Annotated in this window: 26 protein-coding genes; 22 read left to right on the top strand and 4 right to left on the bottom strand. The window is 40.2% G+C overall.

Annotated features, from left to right (window positions below):
• Positions 1-116: 116 nt before the first annotated feature.
• From G476_RS21645 to G476_RS24035, 3 genes are all read left to right on the top strand, one after another.
• Positions 117-1,412: a PQQ-binding-like beta-propeller repeat protein gene (locus G476_RS21645; RefSeq protein ID WP_051314729.1), complete on the top strand. Its 1,296-nt coding sequence runs from the start codon at positions 117-119 to the stop codon at positions 1,410-1,412.
• A gap of 92 nt (positions 1,413-1,504) precedes the next feature.
• The gene (locus G476_RS22850; RefSeq protein ID WP_051314728.1) at positions 1,505-1,753 is read left to right on the top strand and encodes a hypothetical protein; all 249 of its coding nucleotides are present in this window, start codon (positions 1,505-1,507) and stop codon (positions 1,751-1,753) included.
• Positions 1,754-1,990: 237 nt separating this feature from the next.
• A complete protein-coding gene (locus G476_RS24035; protein ID WP_281170446.1) occupies positions 1,991-2,116 on the top strand; it encodes a hypothetical protein in 126 nt (41 codons plus the stop codon).
• Between the two features lie 641 nt (positions 2,117-2,757).
• On the opposite strand, the gene G476_RS0108910 is transcribed toward G476_RS24035, so the two are convergent.
• Complete coding sequence (locus tag G476_RS0108910; RefSeq protein ID WP_026689785.1) at positions 2,758-2,892, bottom strand: small acid-soluble spore protein P; 135 nt, start codon at positions 2,890-2,892, stop codon at positions 2,758-2,760.
• Positions 2,893-3,043: 151 nt separating this feature from the next.
• Here G476_RS0108910 and G476_RS0108905 point away from each other — a divergent pair, with 151 nt between their 5' ends.
• The gene (locus G476_RS0108905) at positions 3,044-3,298 is read left to right on the top strand and encodes a hypothetical protein (protein ID WP_026689784.1); all 255 of its coding nucleotides are present in this window, start codon (positions 3,044-3,046) and stop codon (positions 3,296-3,298) included.
• Positions 3,299-3,837: 539 nt separating this feature from the next.
• Here G476_RS0108905 and sspO read toward each other — a convergent pair.
• Positions 3,838-3,987, bottom strand: coding sequence for a small acid-soluble spore protein O (gene sspO, locus G476_RS0108900; protein WP_026689783.1), 150 nt, complete (start codon positions 3,985-3,987; stop codon positions 3,838-3,840).
• A 225-nt stretch (positions 3,988-4,212) separates the two neighbouring features.
• On the opposite strand from sspO, the gene acnA reads away from it, so the two are divergent.
• The 6 genes from acnA (at position 4,213) to G476_RS0108870 (ending at position 9,255) form a co-directional block, all read left to right on the top strand.
• The gene (acnA, locus tag G476_RS0108895; protein WP_026689782.1) at positions 4,213-6,948 is read left to right on the top strand and encodes an aconitate hydratase AcnA; all 2,736 of its coding nucleotides are present in this window, start codon (positions 4,213-4,215) and stop codon (positions 6,946-6,948) included.
• A gap of 256 nt (positions 6,949-7,204) precedes the next feature.
• Positions 7,205-7,354 (top strand): hypothetical protein, encoded by a 150-nt coding sequence (locus tag G476_RS23810; protein ID WP_169720883.1) that lies wholly within the window; start codon positions 7,205-7,207, stop codon positions 7,352-7,354.
• A gap of 69 nt (positions 7,355-7,423) precedes the next feature.
• Positions 7,424-8,164, top strand: a complete 741-nt coding sequence (locus tag G476_RS0108885) for a DUF421 domain-containing protein (RefSeq protein ID WP_026689781.1) — start codon at positions 7,424-7,426, stop codon at positions 8,162-8,164.
• A gap of 56 nt (positions 8,165-8,220) precedes the next feature.
• Positions 8,221-8,361, top strand: coding sequence for an FbpB family small basic protein (locus tag G476_RS23285; protein ID WP_084405687.1), 141 nt, complete (start codon positions 8,221-8,223; stop codon positions 8,359-8,361).
• A gap of 59 nt (positions 8,362-8,420) precedes the next feature.
• Positions 8,421-8,555 (top strand): acid-soluble spore protein N, encoded by a 135-nt coding sequence (locus tag G476_RS0108875; protein WP_026689780.1) that lies wholly within the window; start codon positions 8,421-8,423, stop codon positions 8,553-8,555.
• A gap of 169 nt (positions 8,556-8,724) precedes the next feature.
• Positions 8,725-9,255 (top strand): VanZ family protein, encoded by a 531-nt coding sequence (locus G476_RS0108870; protein WP_245579649.1) that lies wholly within the window; start codon positions 8,725-8,727, stop codon positions 9,253-9,255.
• A gap of 79 nt (positions 9,256-9,334) precedes the next feature.
• On the opposite strand, the gene G476_RS0108865 is transcribed toward G476_RS0108870, so the two are convergent.
• Positions 9,335-9,988: a TVP38/TMEM64 family protein gene (locus G476_RS0108865; protein WP_026689778.1), complete on the bottom strand. Its 654-nt coding sequence runs from the start codon at positions 9,986-9,988 to the stop codon at positions 9,335-9,337.
• 162 nt (positions 9,989-10,150) lie between these two features.
• Between G476_RS0108865 and G476_RS0108860 the strand changes: the two genes are divergently transcribed.
• The 3 genes from G476_RS0108860 to G476_RS0108850 all read left to right on the top strand — a co-directional run bounded on the left by G476_RS0108860 (position 10,151) and on the right by G476_RS0108850 (position 12,786).
• Positions 10,151-11,437 (top strand): LysM peptidoglycan-binding domain-containing protein, encoded by a 1,287-nt coding sequence (locus G476_RS0108860; protein WP_026689777.1) that lies wholly within the window; start codon positions 10,151-10,153, stop codon positions 11,435-11,437.
• Between the two features lie 115 nt (positions 11,438-11,552).
• Positions 11,553-12,503, top strand: coding sequence for a DMT family transporter (locus tag G476_RS21640; RefSeq protein ID WP_245579648.1), 951 nt, complete (start codon positions 11,553-11,555; stop codon positions 12,501-12,503).
• A 67-nt stretch (positions 12,504-12,570) separates the two neighbouring features.
• Positions 12,571-12,786 carry a hypothetical protein gene (locus G476_RS0108850; protein ID WP_156906541.1) on the top strand — a complete coding sequence of 72 codons (216 nt, stop codon included), beginning with the start codon at positions 12,571-12,573 and terminating at the stop codon, positions 12,784-12,786.
• A 59-nt stretch (positions 12,787-12,845) separates the two neighbouring features.
• Here G476_RS0108850 and G476_RS0108845 read toward each other — a convergent pair whose 3' ends face one another.
• Positions 12,846-13,052, bottom strand: a complete 207-nt coding sequence (locus G476_RS0108845; protein WP_051314727.1) for a hypothetical protein — start codon at positions 13,050-13,052, stop codon at positions 12,846-12,848.
• 128 nt (positions 13,053-13,180) lie between these two features.
• On the opposite strand from G476_RS0108845, the gene G476_RS21635 reads away from it, so the two are divergent.
• The 9 genes from G476_RS21635 to G476_RS0108800 all read left to right on the top strand — a co-directional run bounded on the left by G476_RS21635 (position 13,181) and on the right by G476_RS0108800 (position 21,526).
• Positions 13,181-15,535 carry an AAA family ATPase gene (locus G476_RS21635; RefSeq protein ID WP_035186325.1) on the top strand — a complete coding sequence of 785 codons (2,355 nt, stop codon included), beginning with the start codon at positions 13,181-13,183 and terminating at the stop codon, positions 15,533-15,535.
• A 286-nt stretch (positions 15,536-15,821) separates the two neighbouring features.
• Complete coding sequence (locus G476_RS0108835; protein ID WP_026689774.1) at positions 15,822-16,247, top strand: acyl-CoA thioesterase; 426 nt, start codon at positions 15,822-15,824, stop codon at positions 16,245-16,247.
• A gap of 55 nt (positions 16,248-16,302) precedes the next feature.
• Positions 16,303-16,533, top strand: a complete 231-nt coding sequence (tlp, locus tag G476_RS0108830) for a small acid-soluble spore protein Tlp (RefSeq protein ID WP_035186324.1) — start codon at positions 16,303-16,305, stop codon at positions 16,531-16,533.
• A 133-nt stretch (positions 16,534-16,666) separates the two neighbouring features.
• Positions 16,667-16,966, top strand: a complete 300-nt coding sequence (locus G476_RS0108825) for a hypothetical protein (protein WP_026689772.1) — start codon at positions 16,667-16,669, stop codon at positions 16,964-16,966.
• 16 nt (positions 16,967-16,982) lie between these two features.
• A complete protein-coding gene (gene nadE, locus G476_RS0108820) occupies positions 16,983-17,810 on the top strand; it encodes an ammonia-dependent NAD(+) synthetase (RefSeq protein ID WP_026689771.1) in 828 nt (275 codons plus the stop codon).
• Entirely contained in the window at positions 17,810-18,652 is an 843-nt protein-coding gene (locus tag G476_RS0108815) for a PHP domain-containing protein (protein ID WP_035186323.1), read from the top strand. Before nadE ends, G476_RS0108815 begins: the two co-directional genes overlap by 1 nt.
• Positions 18,653-18,713: 61 nt before the next feature.
• A complete protein-coding gene (locus G476_RS0108810) occupies positions 18,714-19,766 on the top strand; it encodes a hypothetical protein (RefSeq protein ID WP_156906540.1) in 1,053 nt (350 codons plus the stop codon).
• Between the two features lie 58 nt (positions 19,767-19,824).
• Positions 19,825-19,968, top strand: a complete 144-nt coding sequence (locus G476_RS23530; protein WP_156906539.1) for a hypothetical protein — start codon at positions 19,825-19,827, stop codon at positions 19,966-19,968.
• A gap of 334 nt (positions 19,969-20,302) precedes the next feature.
• Entirely contained in the window at positions 20,303-21,526 is a 1,224-nt protein-coding gene (locus tag G476_RS0108800; RefSeq protein WP_026689768.1) for an EAL domain-containing protein, read from the top strand.
• Positions 21,527-21,541: the final 15 nt, after the last annotated feature.

Here is a 21,541-nt window from a genome sequence, read left to right as displayed (position 1 = left end):
TTTGGGGCAGCTTTTATCATGGAATAAATAGGAAAAAATGTTCAAAAGGTGCTGCGAATTGTGATATATTGGAAGGGCTGGGAGGGAGATTGGTAGATGAAAAAAGGATACTTATAATGTCATTCTTATTTTTGTTGAGCGGCTGTAACTTCCATGTTGCGATCGGGCAAGAAGACTTAACAATCTTGCCAGCTCAAGAGCGAACAACTGAGATTGTGTTAATGGAGAAGAAGGAAGGATTAGAAGGAAATGATCGAGGTGAAGAGGCACAAGTTGGCATTCATTATGATAATATATTTACGCCGATCTCAATCGAGTCCTATAACCACCAAAATATAGATTTTGATAATATAAGTAATCACGAATCAAAACGATACATAAATACGAACCAAACATTTCCCTATACCTATTCTGAGGTTCCAGGAGTGCTGACTTTCAGAGGAGGCCACTTCAGGGATCGGCCATCATATGGAACTCTTGAAAAAGAAGCGGCAGCATTATCGTTATCATGGCAATTTCAAACAAGCTTTAATCCCGATTGGGGTGGTGGTTCCGGGTGGACAGGGCAACCAGCTATTGTTCATTGGGATGACGACGTCAGAGAAATGATGAATATTTATGACTCATTTAAAGGAGAAGCATCTTTTGTTGAAGTGATTCAAGGATCCCTTGACGGCAACGTCTATTTTCTTGATCTTGAATCAGGCGAACAAACTAGACCACCTATTCATGTGAAGAATCCAATTAAAGGTAGTGTCTCTGTTGACAGTCGAGGTTACCCACTTTTGTATGTTGGTGACGGTGTTCCTTACGCTGAATCGTTCGGCTTTTATATTTATAATCTCATAGACGGGTCTCTCCTTTACCTTATACCTGGAAGAGACGATGATGCATATCGGGAGTGGGGAGCCTTTGACAGTTCGGCTCTTGTGAACAGAGAAACGGACACTTTTGTTGTTGGCGGGGAGAACGGAATGTTCTATCAAGTACCACTTAATACAACATTTGATCGTGAAAAAAAGTGCATTACTGTGGAGCCACACGAATGGAAAATGAGATATAAAGTAGAGGGGAATCATTATCAAGGAATTGAAAATTCCGTTGCAGTATATAAAAATCTCGCATTTTTTGCAAACAATGGTGGCTCTATTATTGCCGTGAATATGCAAACAATGACCCCGGTGTGGTCCTTCCCTGCACTAGACGATACAGATTCCACAATCGTTGTAGAAGTAATCGATGATGTTCCTTATTTGTATACGGCTACAGAGGTAGATAACATTGGACGAGACGGAGACTGCCACTTACGAAAAATCAACGGTTTAACGGGAGACGTAATTTGGCAGAAAAGTTACGCTGCTTTACTACCCAGGAGTTGTAGGCGGGGTGCTTGCTACTCCGGTTATTGGTAATGAAGCTATTGATGATCTCGTTATTTATACAATTGCAAGACATGGAAGTAGATATAGCGGGATCATGGTGGCTTTGAATAAGGAAACTGGAGATGAAGTATGGACAAAGGATATGCAGTTATGCCTGGAGTTCACCTGTAGATGTTTACGATAAAAAAGGGAACGCTTACATTGTCCAAGGAGATTCCAACGGTGATGTCACTCTTATAAATGGAAAAACCGGTGAAACGATTGATCAGATCTCAATCGATGTAAACATAGAGGCTTCACCCGCAGTGTTTAATGATAAGGTTGTTGTGGGAAGTCGTAATGGCTTTATTTATGGGATGACGATTGACTAGGCGTTTGGAGGATTATATGGAAAATTACTAATTAGGATGGGGGAACCTATCTTTAATCAATGCAGGTATTGCACAAAGAAAAAAACAGAAGTGGGTTAAACTGGTTTTTACTATCTCTTCTATTAGGACCCATTGCTACATTGGCGTTAGTAGTTGCAGAAAAAAGATGAATTAAGGGTAAATGTAAGGTAATATTCAAAAAAGGATCCAAACGCATCAAAGAAAGGAGGAAGCATCGTGAAGAAAGTGATGATAGCCGGAGTGGGACTTACAGCTTCCGTTTACGCTTTAGGCGTTTTAACAGACTTTGTTGTTGGTAAACAAATCGACCGGGAAAGATTGTTGAAAACAAAGATGAAATAAGAAAAAGGTGACCGGGTTGCGGTCACCTTTTTCTTTATAGGAACGATACATATGGGGTACTATCGATGTTTGTCCTTCACAACCACCTCATTAACGACGTAGTCTTTTGCTTCAGACAGATGTGCGCGTACTGGTTCAAGGTAACCACCCCTCAAGTAATCTTAAGGTTTGCCTATCTTTCACACTTCACTTCGATGGTGCCAAGTACCGGACCTAATGAAAAGAAAGTGTATGACTTTCTTTTCATAAATAGTATGGCTTGCGAGAGCTATGGAATACATGGAAAAATTTCACTCAATTAAAAGGACAAGCGGGATGCGAAATTCAACAGATCGGATGAATTGAAAAAAGAGTGGTCAGCAATGTGACCACTCTTTTTATGAGTCGATACAGTATGGGGTACTATCGATGTTTGTCCTTCGGAGACACCTCATTTGTAATCATGTAGTGTTCATTCAGACTGTGCGTCACAGCTTGTTAATGGTACAAGCTAACCACCCCTCAAGAAGACTTAAAAGGTTCCACACTTCACTTCGATGGTGCATATTTCTGTATCATCTCTCTGAAAAGAAAGCGTTTGGCTCTCTCTTCAACATATAGTATGGGCCAAACTAACAATATTATTTATAGGAAATTGTGGTTTAACTCTCTCCGTCTGTTTGACCATAATGATTCGCTTTTTTCGTTTTATGAGAACCACTTTTTGGTTGTGGCTGGTTTGTACGATTGTTTTTAGGTTGGTTTCTTCGCTGACTTTTAAATGTGTTGTTTTCCATGACGATCGCCTCCTTTCTTTGTTTAGTCTGTCCACTTCTTAGAGTAAAAAAGAAAGCAAAGGTCGTTAATATTTCCTTAACTTGTATGGATAAAAGAACCTTTATGTTTCAAACTAAGAACAGTCTTAGTTGAAAAAGGAGATGTTCGTAAATGCCATACGATAAAAATAAACAGCAAGCATTTCAAGCAGCGCAACAGGCTTTTGTTCAATTACAAGATGCCATGAATGATCTGCATTCCGGAGATGTTGACTATGGTCATCACCACAAACGTGCAGAACAAGAATTAAACGAAGCCATTCAAGTCATACAAAAGGCTCACATCACTGCTTCAGAGCATCAAAAGCAACAGCTTAAACAATATGAGACGGAATTAAAGCAATTTGAACAACAGCTAATGGAATAGAATAAAACAGACAGGGACAAAAGTGTTTATAGGAATAAAGATCCGAACAAAAAACATTCGGATCTTCTTCTGCACTCTATTTTCTCAGTCTCTTCTTTATATTGTTCTATGGTTTAAAAGAAGGCCACTGGAAAAGTACAACGATTTCAGTGGCCTTCTTTTATATTTTAATGTGGATTACTTTACCTATCTTGTCCATTAAGGCGCTTGCATACTTGTTTTTTGTGTATAAGTGACTGAACTTTGTTTTATTAAAACGCTGTTTTCAAAAGGATTGTTGCTTTTATACAAGATGAGTTGAAGCAGAAGGGCACGAGACTTCTGTGGCAGTGAAGAGCGTTCCACCTTGAGAGCTTTCTACGAGTTGCTTCGACACAGCAAACTACGAAGCGTTACTTACAGAGGAAGAAGCAGGTGTTTCTACTGGCTTGCTAGCACCGCCATGGAAAGCGAAGGGCCCTTATGCTTCAACAACCATTCTAAGTAATGAAGAAAATAATAAAAAGCAACAATTTATACGAAAACAGCCGATTAAAAAATTACTGACGTTTTTTAGTCTTTTTATTAAACTGGCGCTCAGCAGCACTCAATGGCTCATCACTCCATCGTTCGTTTAAGCCAGCACCTTTTCCTTGAGCTTTCGCATCATTCATTCCGGGACGTACATGATTGGCTTTATCTTTCGTCATCGTTGTCACCTCCATTCATTAGCGTTCACAGAATAGCTGTTGAAAATGCCGGTTTAAAGTTATTGAAAGCAGGGAAATTATTGTATGTGTGTAAAATGAAGCGTTTCCATTCCCAAAAACGTCGAATCATGGTATTGTACTAAAGTGAACTTGTCACTTTTTTCACAATGATTTAGACAATTTAGACAATCTGTTATATGATAGTACATGGAGGAGGGAATACATATGTCGAATAGTAAAACATTATACAATTCTAAAAAATCTTTTGAAGTTAATGGAAAAACCTATTATTACTATGATTTAAAAGCAATTGAAAATGCCGGAGTTGGAACCGTTTCCAACCTCCCATACTCTGTAAAGGTGCTTTTAGAGAGTGTTCTCCGTCAGCATGATGGCAGAGTCATTACAGAAGAACATGTAGAAAACCTGGCTAAATGGGGTACAGACGAGCAAAAAGCAATCGATGTGCCATTTAAGCCTTCCCGAGTTATCCTTCAAGACTTCACCGGGGTACCTGCGGTAGTAGACCTCGCTTCCTTGCGTAAAGCAATGGCTGATTTAGGTGGAGACCCTAACGAAATCAATCCTGCTATCCCGGTTGACCTCGTAGTTGACCACTCTGTACAGGTGGATGATTTTGGAGAGGCAGATTCCTTACTTAAAAACATGGAGCTTGAGTTCCAACGTAATGAAGAGCGTTACAAGTTCCTTAGCTGGGCACAGAACTCATTGGATAACTACAGAGCGGTACCCCCGGCAACAGGAATCGTTCACCAAGTAAACCTAGAGTATCTTGCTAATGTAGTACAAGAAAATGAAAACGATAACGGAGAGCGCGTAGCTTTCCCTGATACACTTGTAGGTACGGATTCTCATACAACAATGATCAATGGTATTGGTGTACTCGGATGGGGTGTTGGTGGAATTGAAGCCGAAGCAGGAATGCTTCAGCAACCTTCATATTTCCCAGTTCCGGAAGTTATTGGTGTTAAATTTACAGGAGCTCTTCCGGAAGGGGCGACTGCAACGGACCTTGCATTAAAAGTAACGCAAGTCCTTCGTGAAAAGAAAGTTGTAGGTAAATTTGTTGAATTCTTCGGCCCGGGTCTTGCTGAAATGCCATTGGCTGACCGTGCGACGATATCCAACATGGCGCCTGAATATGGTGCTACTTGCGGTTTCTTCCCGGTTGACGAAGAAGCGCTAAACTACATGCGCTTTACTGGTCGATCTGAAGAACAAGTTCAACTTGTTGAAGCATACTGTAAAGCCAACGACCTTTTCTATGAGCCAGGCAAAGACGAGCCTCGTTTTACGGATGTTGTAGAAATCAACCTTTCAACAATTGAATCAAACCTTTCGGGACCTAAACGCCCACAAGATTTAATCCCTCTTTCCCAGATGAAACAAGAGTGGAATAAGTCTCTTACGGCTCCAGTAGGAAACCAAGGTTTCGGTCTAGAACCTGATGAGATAAATAAATCAGTGGATGTAGACCATCCAAACGGAAAAACATCAACATTAAAAACGGGTGCAGTGACAATCGCGGCGATTACTAGCTGTACAAATACATCCAACCCTCACGTTATGATTGGTGCAGGATTGGTAGCTAAAAAAGCGGTTGAAGCAGGCCTTGAAGTTCCGGAATACGTAAAAACAAGTCTTGCACCTGGATCTAAAGTTGTAACAGGTTACCTTGAAGATGCAGGCCTCATGCCGTACATGGACAAACTGGGCTTTAATCTTGTAGGGTACGGTTGTACAACATGTATCGGAAACAGTGGACCATTGCCAATGGAAATTGAAAAAGCAATCGCTGACAATGACTTGACTGTCTCTTCTGTTTTAAGTGGTAACCGTAACTTTGAAGGACGTATTCACCCGCTTGTGAAGGCAAATTACTTAGCATCTCCACCGCTTGTGGTTGCATATGCCCTTGCAGGGACCGTTGACATTGACCTTCATACTGAAGCGATCGGTCAAGATAAAGACGGCAAAGATGTTTATTTCAAAGATATTTGGCCAAGTCACGCTGAAATCAAGAAATATATGGATGAAGCAGTAGCTCCGGAGTTATTTAAGCGTGAATACGAAAAAGTATTCGATAATAACGAGCGTTGGAATAAGCTTCAAACTTCTGAAGGGGACCTTTACAAGTGGGATAACGAATCAACTTATATTCAAAACCCACCATTCTTTGAAGATATGAGTGAAGATCCTGAAGACGTAAAAGAGCTTAACAGCCTGCGTGCAGTAGCGAAGCTTGGTGATAGTGTTACAACTGACCACATTTCTCCAGCAGGTTCGATCGCTAAAGACAGCCCTGCAGGAAAGTACTTGATTGAAAAAGGGTTAACACCTGCACAATTCAATTCATACGGATCCCGTCGTGGTAACCACGAAGTGATGATGCGCGGAACGTTTGCAAATATTCGTATTAAAAACCAACTTGCACCGGGTACTGAAGGTGGATACACCACTTACTGGCCAACTGGTGAAGTAATGGCGATTTATGATGCGTGTATGAAATATAAAGAACAAGACACTGGTCTTGTTGTTCTTGCCGGTAACGATTACGGAATGGGAAGCTCCCGTGACTGGGCTGCCAAAGGAACGAATTTACTAGGAATAAAAACGGTTATTGCTCAAAGCTTTGAGCGTATTCACCGTAGTAACCTCGTTCTTATGGGCGTACTTCCACTTCAGTTTAAAGAAGGGGACAGTGCAGAATCCCTAGGGCTTACTGGTGAAGAGCACTTTGATGTTAAAGTGACGAACGAGATCCAGCCTCGCGAAATGGTAACGGTTGTTGCAAAGCACCCTGATACCGGTAAAGAAACTTCGTTTGATGTACTTGCTCGTTTCGACAGTGAAGTAGAAATTGATTACTACCGCCACGGTGGTATTCTACCAATGGTACTTCGCAGAGCGTTAAAAGAAACAAAAAAAGCAAAATCATAATAGAATTGAGAACAGGTCCTGCCACATGTGCGGGACCTGTTTTTTGGTAAAATATCTGTATTACTTAAAAATGAACAGGAACGTAGGTAACATTCGTTTTACAAGACCTCCAGATTAAGCCAATAGCCCCAAGCTCCACTAACCACTCAACCACCCTGCAAATAAAAAATATTTCACATACCATAATTAAAATGGAAAAACTACATAACCACCTTTTATCGAACACATACTAACAAGACTTAAAGGGGGGAGAAGAATGGGCCGTCAAAAGAAAGGCAATGCAAACGCTGAAAGAAACAAAAACGCAAAAATGCAAGGGAAGGAAAACCATGCATCAGAATTAGAAACCTTTGCTGATTATGAAGTAAAGAAGATGAGGAATGATCAGCCGCAAACGGGTCAATAAATTGAAGGGAAACCCAAGATCAAGTTGATACTTGGGTTTTTCAATATCCATAGCCAGAGGGTGAGAAGAATGTTTGATTTTTGGCAAGGGGCTAGTGAATTACCGGTTTATAATTATTTAATAAGAGCAATTATTGTGTACATATATATTTTTTTATTAATTAAAGTATTGGGTCAACGTTCAATCGGTACAATTAATCCTCTGGATTTTATCTTTGGTGTCATCATTGGTGATATTGTAGGTGAGCCTTTAGCTGATGGGGAAATTCCATTACCAGGTCCATTGGCAGCTGCAGCTTTTATATCTGCTATTCACCTTTTTTTATCATGGATTGCTTTAAAAATGCCGAGATTTCGACGTGTAATTGAAGATGAACCAATTGTGCTAATAAATAAAGGGAAAATTCTTCATAAAGAGTTAAACAGAATGAAGATTACTGTTGAGTCTCTTATGATGGATCTCCGTTTACAAAATGCCATTGATCTCTCAGAAGTGGATTATGCAGTTTTAGAATCGAATGGTCAAATAAGCGTGATAAAAAAGACACAGTTCGATGCTGCCACACCCGATGATTTAGGAAAAATGCCCATATCAAAGGGCTATCCTACTGTATTAATTCAGGACGGTCACGTGATCGACGCTAATTTAAGTAAATTAAAATCAAGATCTTGGTTACAAGAACAACTTTTAAAACATGGCCTAAAAGAACCGAAAGAATGCTTCCTCATGACCCTGGATGAAGCTGAAAACGTATACGTAAGCAAACGATTGTCAGACGAAGATCAAAGTCATATCTTGGGCAACTCATAATCCGCAGGTATGAACTACATCTTTTTACGTTAATACTGGATGTAGAGGTGAATAGAATGAAAAAAACGAAAAAAAGACGCTTTGAAGACTTGATTCATGAGAACAAACAAGCACTATTGAATGATCCAAAAGAAATGGAACGTATTGAACTTCGGCTTGATAAGAAACATCAAGATCGACTGGACAGTGCTCTTTAATCCTCGTGTAAACCTCCTTCTGTAAGGGCATATTAAGACAAGGGAAGGAGGGTTATACGATGAGCCATAAGTTTGATCAATACAGACCTAACCATTTAGGAACACAGCCGCGTAAAAGTGATTCAAACAAAGGCAAGCAAATGAACAACAAAAGTAACGCTCAACCTGATTATGCTCCCTCTAAAGGGAAATAACATCCACAAAACCTGTCCTCATGAGGCCGGGTTTTTTTACTGTTGTATTTTTTAATTTGTTACCATTTTGTATTATGGATTTAACTGAATGAGGGTTGCCATGGTACAAGCGTTCATATGATAATAGAGAGACGTGACCAAGTTAAGAGGCAAGAAGGTAGGGAGAGGCATGAATGCTATGAAAAAAGAGAAAGCCGTAGAGAAAGAAACAAAACCGGGTAATGGGCAAACAAAGCCAAGAGCGTTTGTAACAATGTTCTTCTTGTTGTATATGGCGAGCCTTTTTTACGTCGTGTTTTTCGCGTGGAACTATGGTTCTTCGTATGGACCTGTTGGAGAAGATGGGCGTAATTTAAATGTTGTTCCATTCCTTAGTATTCATAATATCTACTATTACAGCACGGATATCTGGGTACCAATCAGAATCCTCTTAGGCAATGTCATTATGTTTATCCCATTTGGTTTTTTATTTCCCCTTGTCTATAGAAGGTGGCGGCGATCAATCTTGGGCATCCTACCTGTAGGCTTTTTCGCACTTCTTTTATCCACATTTATTGAAGTGAATCAGTACTTTTTTACGTACAGGGTTGCTAACATTGATGATGTCATTTTAAACACAATGGGTGGCATTGTGGGAGCAACATTTTATTTTTTGATAGGGAAACTTCATTTTTTATATGTGAAAATAGCAAAGAAATAGTCAAGGCCACTGAGAAAGTACGAAATACTTTTCCAGTGGCCTTATTTGTTCTTGTTACGCTCTCTATTAAAAGATCCTGCTATTTTGCATCTTCATGTTGAAGTTGAAATTTTATTTCTGCCCGCTTTTTAAAATAGCGATAACCTGAGTAAACAATGGCTAAAAATGTGCCGTACACAATAACCATATAGATGATTTCACGTGGATCTGTCACGATGGTATGCCCAATCATGGCGAATAGAATCATGGAAGGAATCTTACCGAGTGACGACGCAAGGGCATAAGACACAAAGCGAACACGGCTTAAAGCAGCATACACATTTATGATGATGGATGGGATGATAGGAATCATTCTAAGCAATGTTATGGTTAGAAAGGCATTCCTTTCAAATAAGACTGTTAGTTTTCCCAAGTACTTATATTTGTGAAGAATCTTCATGCCCCAGTCTTGATAGCCATAACGAACAATGGCAAACATGATAATAGAAGCCATACTTGACCCAAACCAAATGAGAAAACCACCGAGAACAGGGCCATAGGCTGCCCCAATCACACCACCTACGATGGGATAAGGAATAACTGGAAATAAAGACATTAACGTAGCCACAAGAGCCGTTATAACAGCATATTCACGATCGGTTGAGTGGATCCATTGAAGAAGGGGCTCATGAATCACATAAATGAAAACGGCAATGCTTACATAGAACAAGGTAACAATGATTTTTCGTAACATGATAGGTCTCCTTTTAACTGACTACATGTAAGTATACTAGAAAAAGAATGGGAGTGAAAAGAAAATCCCTGCATTCATTCATCAACCAAGTCCTATGTGCGTATATATAGAGGTGATTGACAGGACCTTAAACGTGGGTATTAGGGATAGGGGGAACACGATGTGCAGATTCACATTGTTGAACAAGGAGATTCGTTATTTAGCCTTGCACAAAAGTATAACAGTTCAGCTGTTGAAATTGCAGAGGCCAATGAGCTACCAGAACCTGACCGATTAGTCGTAGGACAAAGCATTGTCATTCCGATTACCGGCTCTTTTTATGAGGTAGAAGAAGGGGATAGTCTCTTTGAAATAGCAGAAAAATTCAATATGAACGTTGATGAATTAGCTGATATTAATCAAGTATCTATGAATGAACCATTAAATGTAGGACTAAGACTTTATATTCCACCTGCTCCGAAACAGTCGATTGAAACCAATGCTTATATTGAACCGATGGGTAATCAGGTCTCTGATAACCTCATTGAATCAGCAAGGTCCAGGTCGCCATTTTTAACTTATTTGGCTCCTTTTAGTTATGAAGTGAATAGAGATGGAACCTTAAATCCGCCGCTTCTCAACGGTTTTCCTGCCATTGCAAATGAAAACAACGCTGCACTTATGATGGTCATAACGAATTTGGAGGACGGGGCATTTAGTGATGAGGTTGGAGCTGCTATCTTAACGAGTGAAGAAGCTCAAAATACGTTGTTAGAGGAGATTGTCCGAATAGCAGGTGAGATTGGCTATCGGGATGTTCATTTTGACTTAGAATATTTAAGACCGGAAGATAAAGAACGTTATAATGATTTTTTAAGAAAAGCTGCGGATCGACTAAGGCAAGAAGGACTTCTCATATCTACAGCTTTAGCTCCAAAAACGAGTGCCGATCAAGAAGGGAAATGGTACGAAGCTCATGATTATGGAGCCCATGGGGAGATTGTCGATTTTGTCGTCTTAATGACTTACGAGTGGGGGTATAGTGGTGGTCCGCCGATGGCAGTATCACCTATTGGACCAGTGAGGGAAGTCGTTGAGTATGCATTAACGGAAATGCCAGCTGAAAAAATCATGTTAGGGCAAAACCTTTACGGTTATGATTGGACATTGCCATTCACTCCGGGGGAAGATATGGCAGAAGCAGTAAGCCCAAATGAAGCGGTAAGAAGAGCATATCAATATAATGTTGATATTCAATATGATGAAGAATCTCAAGCACCTACCTTCACTTATATAGATGAAGAAGGAAATGAGCATGAGGTTTGGTTTGAGGACGCGAGGAGTATTGAACAAAAATTCAATCTTATTGATGAATTAGGGTTAAGGGGTATCAGTTATTGGAAACTAGGCTTGCCCTTTCCTCAAAATTGGTTAATTCTTAGTGACCGTTACGATATTATAAAAGTATAGACACAAGGCCCGATACGAGACCTCTGTATCGGGCCTTTTCATGATTTTAGGCTATGCAAATAGGGTTTTTTAGTGTATATTTCGGGTAACGAATAACATTTGACGAAACGGACTGATGGCTTTGACTAATGAACCAAAACGATTATGGCCTGTTTACTTAATGCTTGCTTTTGCTACGAGTACATGGGGAAGTGCGTTTATTGCAGGTCGCTTTGCAACAGAGTCGTTTGATCCAATAACGGTAGCATTTCTTAGGTTTTTCTTTGCTTCACTCATTCTCATTCCTATTATGATCTTGAAAGAAAAAGACAGACCTAAATTAAACAAAAAGGATTGGCTCCTTTTATGCTCACTGGGGTTAACAGGAATAGCCATATACAATATAGCCTTTTTCACTGCTGCAAAGTACGCTCCAATAGTAAAAAGCTCTTTATTTATTGCGGTGAATCCGGTTTTGATCATCTTACTTTCAGGATTATTTTTAAAGGAAACCATTACGAAGCGGAATGTAACGGGGCTGGTTCTCGCATTAACCGGTGCTGTTATTATTATTACAAATGGACAAGTATTAGTAACCATTCAAAATGGTCTTCAACCCATTGATATTGTCTTGTTATTTGCAGTTGTGTGTTGGGCGTTGTATAGTGTCCTGGGGAAAGTGGCATTGGCAAAATTCTCAACACTTACGTCAACGACTTATGCGGTCACAATTGGAACCATCATGTTAATGCCATTTGCGATTTACGAAACGAATTGGACCGATATGATGGGGGCAAACTGGCTTGTTTGGACATCCATTCTTCACATGAGTGTGATTGTAACAGTCGTAAGCTTTATTATGTATTATGAAGGCATTAAAAGAATAGGAGCTGCAAAAGCATCCCTTTTCATCAATTTCATGCCCCTATCTGCCGTTGTATTGGCTGTCATTTTCCTAGGAGAGCCCCTTCATTTATCACATGTTTTAGGCGCTTTATTTGTCATAACCGGTGTTACCGTAGGTACAAGAACAAGACCACTTTGGTCCTCCAAACGAAACAGATTAATGAAGAAACAAGCTTCGTAAAGCCTAGGCGACACCTTTCTTTTTTCATTGGAATAGACTGAAAAAAACCGATGAAAGCGTGAGGAAGATGTACAATCAATTATTATCATTTAAGGAACTAATGACTTACTACGATCGAGTAAAAAAGTATGTTGATGACGGCTTTCGCGTTGATGGATTGAAAGAAGAATTAGAGCTTATTTTATCTTCTCTAAAACGAAAAGCAGAAGAAGAGGGCATTGCTCTCGACCATCATACTCTCGAAAAAGAAGTGAAACATTATATTAGGCTTTTACGCCACTAAAAAACCGATACGAGGTTAATCTCGTATCGGTTTTTCGGAATGTAGGAAGCTTTAAAATGCTATTTAGCACCTTTTCCTTTAGTCAAGTGGCAAGGAACACCTTTACCACTTGAACCTGGCACACGCATTTTTTCCATATAAGCAATTCCACGAGCACATTGTTGTGAACAAGCCTCGCATTTGTCACTCATCACAATCTTCCATGTGTGCTTGAATTTTGAATTCACGTCTGGCGCTGCGTATTTCTTTTTCTTTTTTGGAGGCATCGTACATCCCATCCCTCTGTTGATTTTCTTCATCATATGCCCAGAGAAAAGAATGGCGACTCGTCCATTTAGAAATGACGAAAAAACAGTGATACAATATGAGAGAAGAAAGTGAGGGGACCTATCTTATGGAACGCGAACGAACGAACCGCCCTACCATCGATGAAACCATTGAATATCTTTTACATAAACCTGAATCACAGTTAAAAGAAACGGAAATCGTGCGTCTTATACAAACCGTTGTTGAAAATGAAAACGACGATCATGGAACGTTATATACAAAAAACACACGCCTTGCGTATTTATATACTCTAGCGGGCAAAGCACGTTTCCACCGTAAACAAGCAGAAGATGAAAAAGTTACGGATTGGGCCGAGAGAGCTTATCAATTATTACCGGATGATAAACATCCCGCTTCACTTTTGCGAGATATTGACTATGCAGCTCTCCTAACTGAGCTTTTTGACAAACCTTTCCCGAAAATTCGTGAAACGGATCACAGTCATGCAAAAAAAGCCGTTGTAGAGGAATATCTGACAATGGCAAGTGCATTTCTGTTAAAAGAAAAAGAGTTATCAAAGCGGGTAACTAGACTGGATGATAGTGCTCAACGAGTAAGTGACTATGATGCGTATGCCTTTAGTGGCAAAGTTGTGAGTGTACTTGAAAAAGGGAAGAATGCTGCAGAGGAACTACAAAACGTATCGCTGCTTTTCAAAGGAAGTATCTCCGGAATTTATCATTCTAAAGAGCTTCTCAAACAAGTGAAAGAAGCTGTTGCGGAGCTTGAATCTCTTCTGAAAGAATGGCAAGCCATTCAAGAGGAAGCCCTAAATAAAGGAGAAGAAATATCTGCCTTAAAAGATCTGCATACGATGGTTGGTTTGGAGCAAGTAAAAGAGCGTGTTCGCAACTATTACCGCTACCTCGTTTATCAAAAAGAAAGGAAGCTTCAAGGGTTTCATTTTCAAGACGAACAAAGCTTGAATATGATTTTAACCGGTAATCCGGGTACTGGTAAAACTACAATAGCCAGGCTTTTGGCAAGAATATACCATGAACTTGGTGTGCTCCCAAGTAAAGATGTCATTGAGGTTGATCGATCTCACTTAGTTGGGTCGTATGTTGGTCAAACAGAAGAAAAAACAATGGCGGTTATAAAAGATGCTATTGGAGGAGTTCTTTTTATAGACGAAGCATATAGTCTTAAGCGTGAGGGTGCAGGTGGTAACGATTATGGACAAACAGCTGTTGACACTCTCGTATCAGCTATGACGAGCGGAGAATACGCTGGTAAATTCGCTGTAATCTTGGCGGGCTATCCTGAAGAAATGCGACGCTTTCTCTGGACAAATCCAGGCCTTCGGAGCCGCTTCCCAGAAAACAATCACATCCACCTTCCTGATTACAGTGAGGATGAGCTGTTGGAAATTGGAGAACATGTGGCTTTGGATAACGACTTTTCCATTACTGAAGAAGCCCTGCCGTCATTTAAAAAGCGAATCGAACAAGAACAAGTGGATGAATCATTCGGAAATGCCCGGACAGCCAAAAACATTGTTCTAAACGCGATATTCAAAAAAGGATCTAAAGCCGGCGAGCGGGGAACGTTTACAAGAAACGATTTTACCGTGCTTGAGAAAGACGATTTCCTAGAAGAAGACACGGAGAAAATGGAACAAATAGGGGCTGAAGAGCAGCTACATGAACTTATTGGACTTAAGGGAGTAAAAAAAGAAGTGAAAACACTCGCCTCCTTTGTAAAAATACAAGCGTTACGAAGGGAACAAGGCTTACCTGAGGTTCCGGTTCAACTTCATAGTTTGTTCACCGGCAATCCCGGTACTGGTAAGACAACCGTAGCAAAGCTCTTCTCTCGCATACTCCACGAACTTGGTTTGTTAAAACGAGGTCATCTCGTTGTGACTGGGAGAAGTGATTTGGTTAGCGGCTATGTGGGGCAGACTGCGGAGAAAACCAAGAAAAAAATCAGGGAAGCTCTCGGTGGTGTGCTCTTTATTGATGAAGCATACAGTTTATTATCCGGCGGACAACAAGATTACGGAAAGGAAGCCATTGATACTCTCGTAGAAGAAATGACACGCCACGAAGAAAATCTTGTGGTCATATTGGCAGGGTACCCGGAGCCGATGAAAGCACTTCTAAACAGTAACCCCGGTTTGTCATCACGATTTAAAAAAACCATACCTTTTCCCGATTACTCTTCGGAAGAAATGATTGACATTTTATTATATTATGTTGAACGGTTCGGATATCGAGTGGATGAAAAAACGGCTCAGGAACTCCAAAGCGATATCGAACGAGACAAGCCTAGTGGCAATGGTCGGGCGATGAAAGATGCAGTAGAGGATGCGATTCAGCACCATTCTTACCGTATTGTCCGAAAGGGTTATGATTTTGAAAGGACCAATCATGATCTTTCAACCTTAAATTTAGCTGATTTTAAAAGCATCATAAAATAACGGCTGTTATGGATAGGTTGTTACTTTTATTATGAAAAGTTGAAGCAAAAGGGCCAGATACTGAGGCAATGACGAGCGTTTGCTTTGTAAAAGTTCTCCGAGGTGCCTCGATTTAGAAACTAAAAATCGTTACTAGCAGACAAAGAAGCAGGGTGTTCCTAACGGCTTGCCAGCACCGCCACGAAAAGCGATGGAACCGTATGCTTCAACAACAATTCTAGTGAGAAAGATCATAGTAAAAAAGCAACAATCTCTACTAAAATACTCTAATATAAAGGAGTTAATCATGCTAACTACTGAATCTGAAATAACTGTCCGATATGCGGAAACAGATCAAATGGGCGTCGTCTATCACGCCAATTATCTCATTTGGTGTGAAATTGGACGAACTGAGTTAATTGAAGCCTTAGGATTTCGTTATGCCGACATGGAGAAATCAGGTATACTGTCGCCTGTAACGAACATTAACCTGTCATATAAATCTCCTGCAACCTATGGTGATAAAGTAACCGTACGAACATGGATTGAAAGCTATTCGGGAATACGCGTGACTTACGGATACGAAATTACAAACGGAAAAGGAGACATGTGTGTTTCGGGGTTCAGTGAACATGTGTGTGTAAAAAAAGAAACATTTCGTCCAATCAACATCAAGAAGCAATTCCCCGATTGGCATGAAGCATACGAAAAACATAAGAAAACTCATGCATAATTTCTATCGGTTCCGCCAAAATATGAAGGTAATTTTAAAGGAGGAATCGTTTGAAATGGAAGCAAAACCAGATAAACGCCAAGACAATGTGGAAAAGCTACAAAAGATGGTTGAAGACACTCAAGAAAACATGGAAGCTGCAGAAGAAACAGCGAACAATCTGGATCTTAAAGAGGAAGACCGCCAAGCTATTCAGGAAAAAAACCAGCGTCGTCAAGCAAGTATTGAAAGCTTTAAGGCAGAAATTGCAGATGAGCAAGGGGATCGCGAACGAGGCGAATACTAAATTCTCAAATGGGGTAACGGTTAAGGTAAGGACTCAGGTCCTTACCTTTTTCACATTTCGTATCCATACGATTGGTTAAATTCATAGTTGAAGTGCTAAAATAAGGATACCTAGCACAAAAGGAGGCTAGTAAATGGCCTTTGGGATCACTCGCTCTGAATTGAATGTGTTTAAAGAAAAAGCACAAAAAGGGCAAATCGCAATTATTACTCATTATTGGTACGATGAACGATTCCCTGAGTACAAAACCGTCACAAAAGCAGCCTGTACGAACATTGATACACTCGTTAATTGGGGAAAGAAACACGGTTTAAAACGGGAATGGATTCATCACCAAAAAGGACTTCCTCACTTTGATCTTCTAGGAGAACATGCAAAACGTGTGTTGAAGAAAGAGGGTCTTTTATCCCAACTTGAAAAATTTAAACAATAAAACGGAGGGGTTTTCATTGATTAACAAGCAAGATGAGATTATTTCCGCATTGTCAGTCAAGCCGGAAATTGACGTAGAAGATGAGATTAGAAAAAGATTGGACTTTTTAAAGGCCTATGTTAAAAAAAGCAAAACAAACGGTTATGTGTTAGGCATTAGTGGGGGACAAGACTCTTCTCTTTTAGGAAAGTTGATACAGATGGCAATGGAAGAGCTCAACACAGAAGAAAGCACGGACAAATATACGTTTTATGCTGTAAGGCTTCCACATGGAGTTCAAAAGGATGAAGATGATGCACAGCTAGCACTGGAGTTTATTCAACCTTATAAAAAAGTGAGAGTAGACATTAAACCTGCAGTGGATGCTTCATATGCTCAATTTAAAGAAGCGACTGGAGAAGCGATGTCGGACTTCGTTAAAGGAAATACAAAGGCTCGTGAGCGTATGAAAGTACAATTCGATTTAGCTGCACACTATGGTTGTCTTGTTGCTGGCACGGATCACGCCGCAGAAGCTGTAACAGGCTTCTACACAAAATATGGTGACGGTGCTTGTGATGTTGCACCTTTATTCGGCTTAAACAAGCGACAAGGACAAGCGCTTTTAAAAGAGCTCGGATCTCCCGAAAGATTATATACAAAACAACCTACTGCGGACTTGGAAGACGATCAGCCACTTCTTGCTGATGAGGAAGCGCTCGGGATTACGTATGATGAAATTGATGATTATCTGGAAGGCAAAGAAATCGATACAAAATCAAAAGAGAATTTGGAAAATCGTTACGACATGACCGAACATAAACGTCAGCTTCCTGTTACTGTCTTTGATAAGTGGTGGCAATAATGAAAGCCGACCTGCACATGCATTCGACTTATTCCGATGGGGGGTATGCCCCATCGGAATTAGTAGAAAAATGCGCCAAAGGTGGTCTGACCGTGATTTCATTAACAGACCACGACACAACTGGAGGGCTAAAGGAAGCGAAAGACCAAGCTAAAAAGCATGGTATTCGGTTTATTGCGGGCATTGAATTAAGTACTCGTGCTAAAGGTGGACGAAGTGTTGATATTCTTGGGTTTAATTTTCGTTCCGAAGATCCGGCATTTCAAGATACAATTGCCTATTACAGAGGAATGCGTAAAGAACGAATGGAAGAAATGATTGAGAAATGTAAGGAGATGAATCTTGACATTGACTGGTCCGATGTCTTGCCACATGTTACTGGACATACATACTCTCGTCCACACATGGCAAAAGCACTCGTAGAAAAAGGATACGCTACATCAGTTAAAGGTGCCTTTGATCGTTATATTGGTTATGGTAAGCCCATTTATGTTCCAAAAAAAGAAGAGCTTACCCCAAGTCAGGCGATCAAAGTGATACAAGAGGCAGGAGGGCTAGCTATTGTTGCTCACCCTGTTTTTTATGATCTAGACGACCAAATCAAAGAATGGGCGATTCATGATGGGTTAGACGGCATTGAAGTCTTTCATCGGGACCATTCAAAAGAAGCGATCAAACGCTTTTCATCCTTGTGTGAGGAGATAGAACAGGCGTCGGGTAAAAAAATGCTTCAAACGGGAGGATCCGATTTTCATCATGAATCGTTTGGCCGAGAAGGTGAAGAATTAGGTCTGACAAAACTTCCGTACGAACACGCCGAGCGGTTTCTGGCCAAGCTGTAAGCGCACGGTTTTTTGTTTGGGTGAATATCATACTAACGTCACTAAACGGACGGGAGTGTGAATGATGAGCAATTATTTTTGGCGTGCCCACACAAGTCATGGTTATGTTTCTTTACTAGACGAGGCCATCCCTTCATTCAAGGAGATTCATTTTATCAAGGGAGGCAGCAGGACGCTTCGGGAAAACGTGATGAACCTCCTTTTAAATAAACAAGTCCAACAAAGGGCACACTTTACAAGGTATGTTCACCCTGTTGATGGTAAAACCATAGAAGGAATATCGGATCAACATCGATTGTTAGTCATGTCTGAGGATCCATTACACCCTATAAAGGATAAAGTCTCTTCCTTTGATTTAAACGAGTGTCTTTCTTCTGTAAGCTCGGAAAAGATAAACGAAATGATTGAAGAGATGAGTCAAATAGAAGCAGGCGTTCATCAATCCTTTCGTAAAGGAAAAGAGATACACGAAATAAAGGAAGAGTATTATTTGAAAGGAATGGATTTTGCTAAAGCAGACAAAGCTGCTGAGGATGTTATTGCACTTATGTTTGATGGTTATCATACGAATTCTGTAGGCAATAGTCTGTCAGACAAACGTTTCTTTGGAGGGGCTACAGCATTTGGTGCCGTAAACTTCATCCATTCCATCACACAACCTCTGGCTAATCGAATTATCATTAAGGGCCGATCCGGTAGTGGGAAATCGACATTAATGAGAAAAATCGTGAAGCACGGAAAAAGCCTCGGTCTTCATGTTCGCTCTTTTCCATGCGGGTTAGATCCCGATAGCCTGGATATGGTTGTCCTCCCCGAGCTCGGATATGCAATTTTGGATGGTACCGCTCCTCATGTCATCAACCCTACTCGTAAAGGAGACCATGTGATCGACATGTTCGAGAGGTGCATGGACCCTGAAGTAGAAAAAACGTACGAAAACGAGCTTGAAGATCTTTCTTCAGAGTATATAAAGAAAATGAAATCAGGAACAGAGGGACTTAAATTGATGAACAAGTTGGAGAGCCAACTTGATGAATACTGTCAAAGACACATCAATGAAGGTGCTTTTACCCAATTTGTAAATGAAGTAAATGAAAAGATTTCCCACAACTAACAACAGTTACTTCCTTGATAATGGTCCAATAGGAAACACTATTAATGGAGGTGGTTTGATGAGTGGGATCATCGCCGTCATTGTCGTTCTTCTTTTAACTTGGTTGACGGTACGAAACAAATGGCTTTATGACCCTACAGATCCTAACCGTCCGAAAAAAACGAAAACGGCAGGCTTGTTTCAGCGACAAAAAAAGAAGTGAACGTGCGTCCTTATCTAAAAGGAGGCACGTTTTTTTATAGCCAAGACTCTATACAGAAGGAGTTACCCAGAGCTCCGATTTAAAAATCGTGTTATAATGGATAAAGAAGCTTACAATTATCATACATGTAATAATAAAAATACAATAAGTTGATAGCTATTTTAAGATAAATATAATATCTTTATTGAATACATTGTAAGCCTTTCAAGATATTCGTTTGTATTGGTCTGGTAATATATTGATTGAGTTTCTAGTTTAAATCATTATCGCAACACATTATACTAAAATAATAAAAAGACAACAGTTGTAAATGGAGTAAAAGGGGAAATGACGTATGGATCCTTTAGATATCATTTTACATAAAAACAAGATCGTGCCACTTTACCAACCGATTATCAGTTGTGATGAGCATACGGTTGTAGGGTATGAAGTACTGGGGCACGTGGAAACGGAGCAAGGCTTCATATCTCTTGGATCCTTTTTCCGAGATATGTCTGTACCGGCAGAATATAAATGGGAAGTGGATGAGTGGATTCATGACCAGGCTCTTAGCTATTACTTAAGTGAAGAAAAAGAGCCTTTTTTGTTTTTAAATGTAGACGCCAACGTCTTAGATGAACTTAATGCACACGAAACGTTCTTAACAAAGCTCCAGCGATATGAAAACCAGGGATTTCCTATGAATAAATTGGTGCTTGAATTTAGAGAGCATGATTTTAACGGAGACATCGAGAGCTTAAGTCATTTGATGAAATTTTTTGCAACGAACGGAATTCAAGTAGCGGTAGACGATCTAGGGAAGTTTGGTAGCGATTTGGACCGTCTTTCAAAACTCGAACCGAATATGATGAAGGTGGATTTGCAGGGAATCGGTAACCATGAATCGGCGTATGATTATCAAAATGTACTTGAAGCTCTTGCTATTTTTTCTAGAAAGATTGGGGCTACACTTTTATTTAAAGGAATTGAAGACCTCCACCACCTCCACATTGCATGGGGACATGGAGGACGCTTTATTGAAGGTGGTTACCTTCTAAAACCGGATATGGGGTGGACCGATACAGTAGCTGTGAAAAGTGAATTGGATGATAAAGTACGATCCTTTATTTTGAGAGAAAATGGACGATTACAAGAACAGATTGCTTTTGTTCTTGATTTGGATCAACATCTTGCGCAGCTTGCAATGAAATCTCTTGTAAAGTGCAAAACGGATGATGAAAGAGTAAAAGCGATTGCAGAAGAACTAAACGAGATGGCTTTTCGGGTGTATATGTGTGAACGGTTTGGCTATCAGCTTACGTCAAACTGGATCAAACATGGGTCCACAGGTTGGGAAGAGGAGCAGTCGGCTAGAGGGAAGAACTGGAGTTGGCGATCTTATTTTCTCGAAAATGTGGCACAAATGGAAGGACGTCAAGTAGGCATTTTATCGGATGTTTATCGTGATATTCATACAAACGAGCTTATTCGCACATATTCGTATCCATTGTCCCACAACCGGTTTGTATTTTTGGATATTGATCCTGCGTTTTTATATGAAAGAGACTGGCTTCTATAAGGAGTGCAAGAGAAA

The sequence above is a fragment of the Alteribacter aurantiacus DSM 18675 genome (assembly GCF_000429705.1).
Classification (GTDB): Bacteria; Bacillota; Bacilli; order Bacillales; family Salisediminibacteriaceae; genus Alteribacter; species Alteribacter aurantiacus.
This window is presented reverse-complemented; position numbering and strand designations above follow the sequence as displayed.

What these genes read in the sequence shown, in the direction of transcription:
- G476_RS21645 (WP_051314729.1), top strand. Translation starts at nt 117, where the DNA reads ATGTCATTCTTATTTTTGTTGAGCGGCTGTAACTTCCATGTTGCGATC.
- G476_RS22850 (WP_051314728.1), top strand. Translation starts at nt 1,505, where the DNA reads ATGAAGTATGGACAAAGGATATGCAGTTATGCCTGGAGTTCACCTGTA.
- G476_RS0108910 (WP_026689785.1), bottom strand. Translation starts at nt 2,892, where the DNA reads ATGGAAAACAACACATTTAAAAGTCAGCGAAGAAACCAACCTAAAAAC.
- G476_RS0108905 (WP_026689784.1), top strand. Translation starts at nt 3,044, where the DNA reads ATGCCATACGATAAAAATAAACAGCAAGCATTTCAAGCAGCGCAACAG.
- sspO (WP_026689783.1), bottom strand. Translation starts at nt 3,987, where the DNA reads ATGACGAAAGATAAAGCCAATCATGTACGTCCCGGAATGAATGATGCG.
- acnA (WP_026689782.1), top strand. Translation starts at nt 4,213, where the DNA reads ATGTCGAATAGTAAAACATTATACAATTCTAAAAAATCTTTTGAAGTT.
- G476_RS23810 (WP_169720883.1), top strand. Translation starts at nt 7,205, where the DNA reads ATGGGCCGTCAAAAGAAAGGCAATGCAAACGCTGAAAGAAACAAAAAC.
- G476_RS0108885 (WP_026689781.1), top strand. Translation starts at nt 7,424, where the DNA reads ATGTTTGATTTTTGGCAAGGGGCTAGTGAATTACCGGTTTATAATTAT.
- G476_RS23285 (WP_084405687.1), top strand. Translation starts at nt 8,221, where the DNA reads ATGAAAAAAACGAAAAAAAGACGCTTTGAAGACTTGATTCATGAGAAC.
- G476_RS0108875 (WP_026689780.1), top strand. Translation starts at nt 8,421, where the DNA reads ATGAGCCATAAGTTTGATCAATACAGACCTAACCATTTAGGAACACAG.
- G476_RS0108870 (WP_245579649.1), top strand. Translation starts at nt 8,725, where the DNA reads ATGAATGCTATGAAAAAAGAGAAAGCCGTAGAGAAAGAAACAAAACCG.
- G476_RS0108865 (WP_026689778.1), bottom strand. Translation starts at nt 9,988, where the DNA reads ATGTTACGAAAAATCATTGTTACCTTGTTCTATGTAAGCATTGCCGTT.
- G476_RS21640 (WP_245579648.1), top strand. Translation starts at nt 11,553, where the DNA reads ATGGCTTTGACTAATGAACCAAAACGATTATGGCCTGTTTACTTAATG.
- G476_RS0108850 (WP_156906541.1), top strand. Translation starts at nt 12,571, where the DNA reads ATGTACAATCAATTATTATCATTTAAGGAACTAATGACTTACTACGAT.
- G476_RS0108845 (WP_051314727.1), bottom strand. Translation starts at nt 13,052, where the DNA reads ATGCCTCCAAAAAAGAAAAAGAAATACGCAGCGCCAGACGTGAATTCA.
- G476_RS21635 (WP_035186325.1), top strand. Translation starts at nt 13,181, where the DNA reads ATGGAACGCGAACGAACGAACCGCCCTACCATCGATGAAACCATTGAA.
- G476_RS0108835 (WP_026689774.1), top strand. Translation starts at nt 15,822, where the DNA reads ATGCTAACTACTGAATCTGAAATAACTGTCCGATATGCGGAAACAGAT.
- tlp (WP_035186324.1), top strand. Translation starts at nt 16,303, where the DNA reads ATGGAAGCAAAACCAGATAAACGCCAAGACAATGTGGAAAAGCTACAA.
- G476_RS0108825 (WP_026689772.1), top strand. Translation starts at nt 16,667, where the DNA reads ATGGCCTTTGGGATCACTCGCTCTGAATTGAATGTGTTTAAAGAAAAA.
- G476_RS0108815 (WP_035186323.1), top strand. Translation starts at nt 17,810, where the DNA reads ATGAAAGCCGACCTGCACATGCATTCGACTTATTCCGATGGGGGGTAT.
- G476_RS0108810 (WP_156906540.1), top strand. Translation starts at nt 18,714, where the DNA reads ATGATGAGCAATTATTTTTGGCGTGCCCACACAAGTCATGGTTATGTT.
- G476_RS23530 (WP_156906539.1), top strand. Translation starts at nt 19,825, where the DNA reads ATGAGTGGGATCATCGCCGTCATTGTCGTTCTTCTTTTAACTTGGTTG.
- G476_RS0108800 (WP_026689768.1), top strand. Translation starts at nt 20,303, where the DNA reads ATGGATCCTTTAGATATCATTTTACATAAAAACAAGATCGTGCCACTT.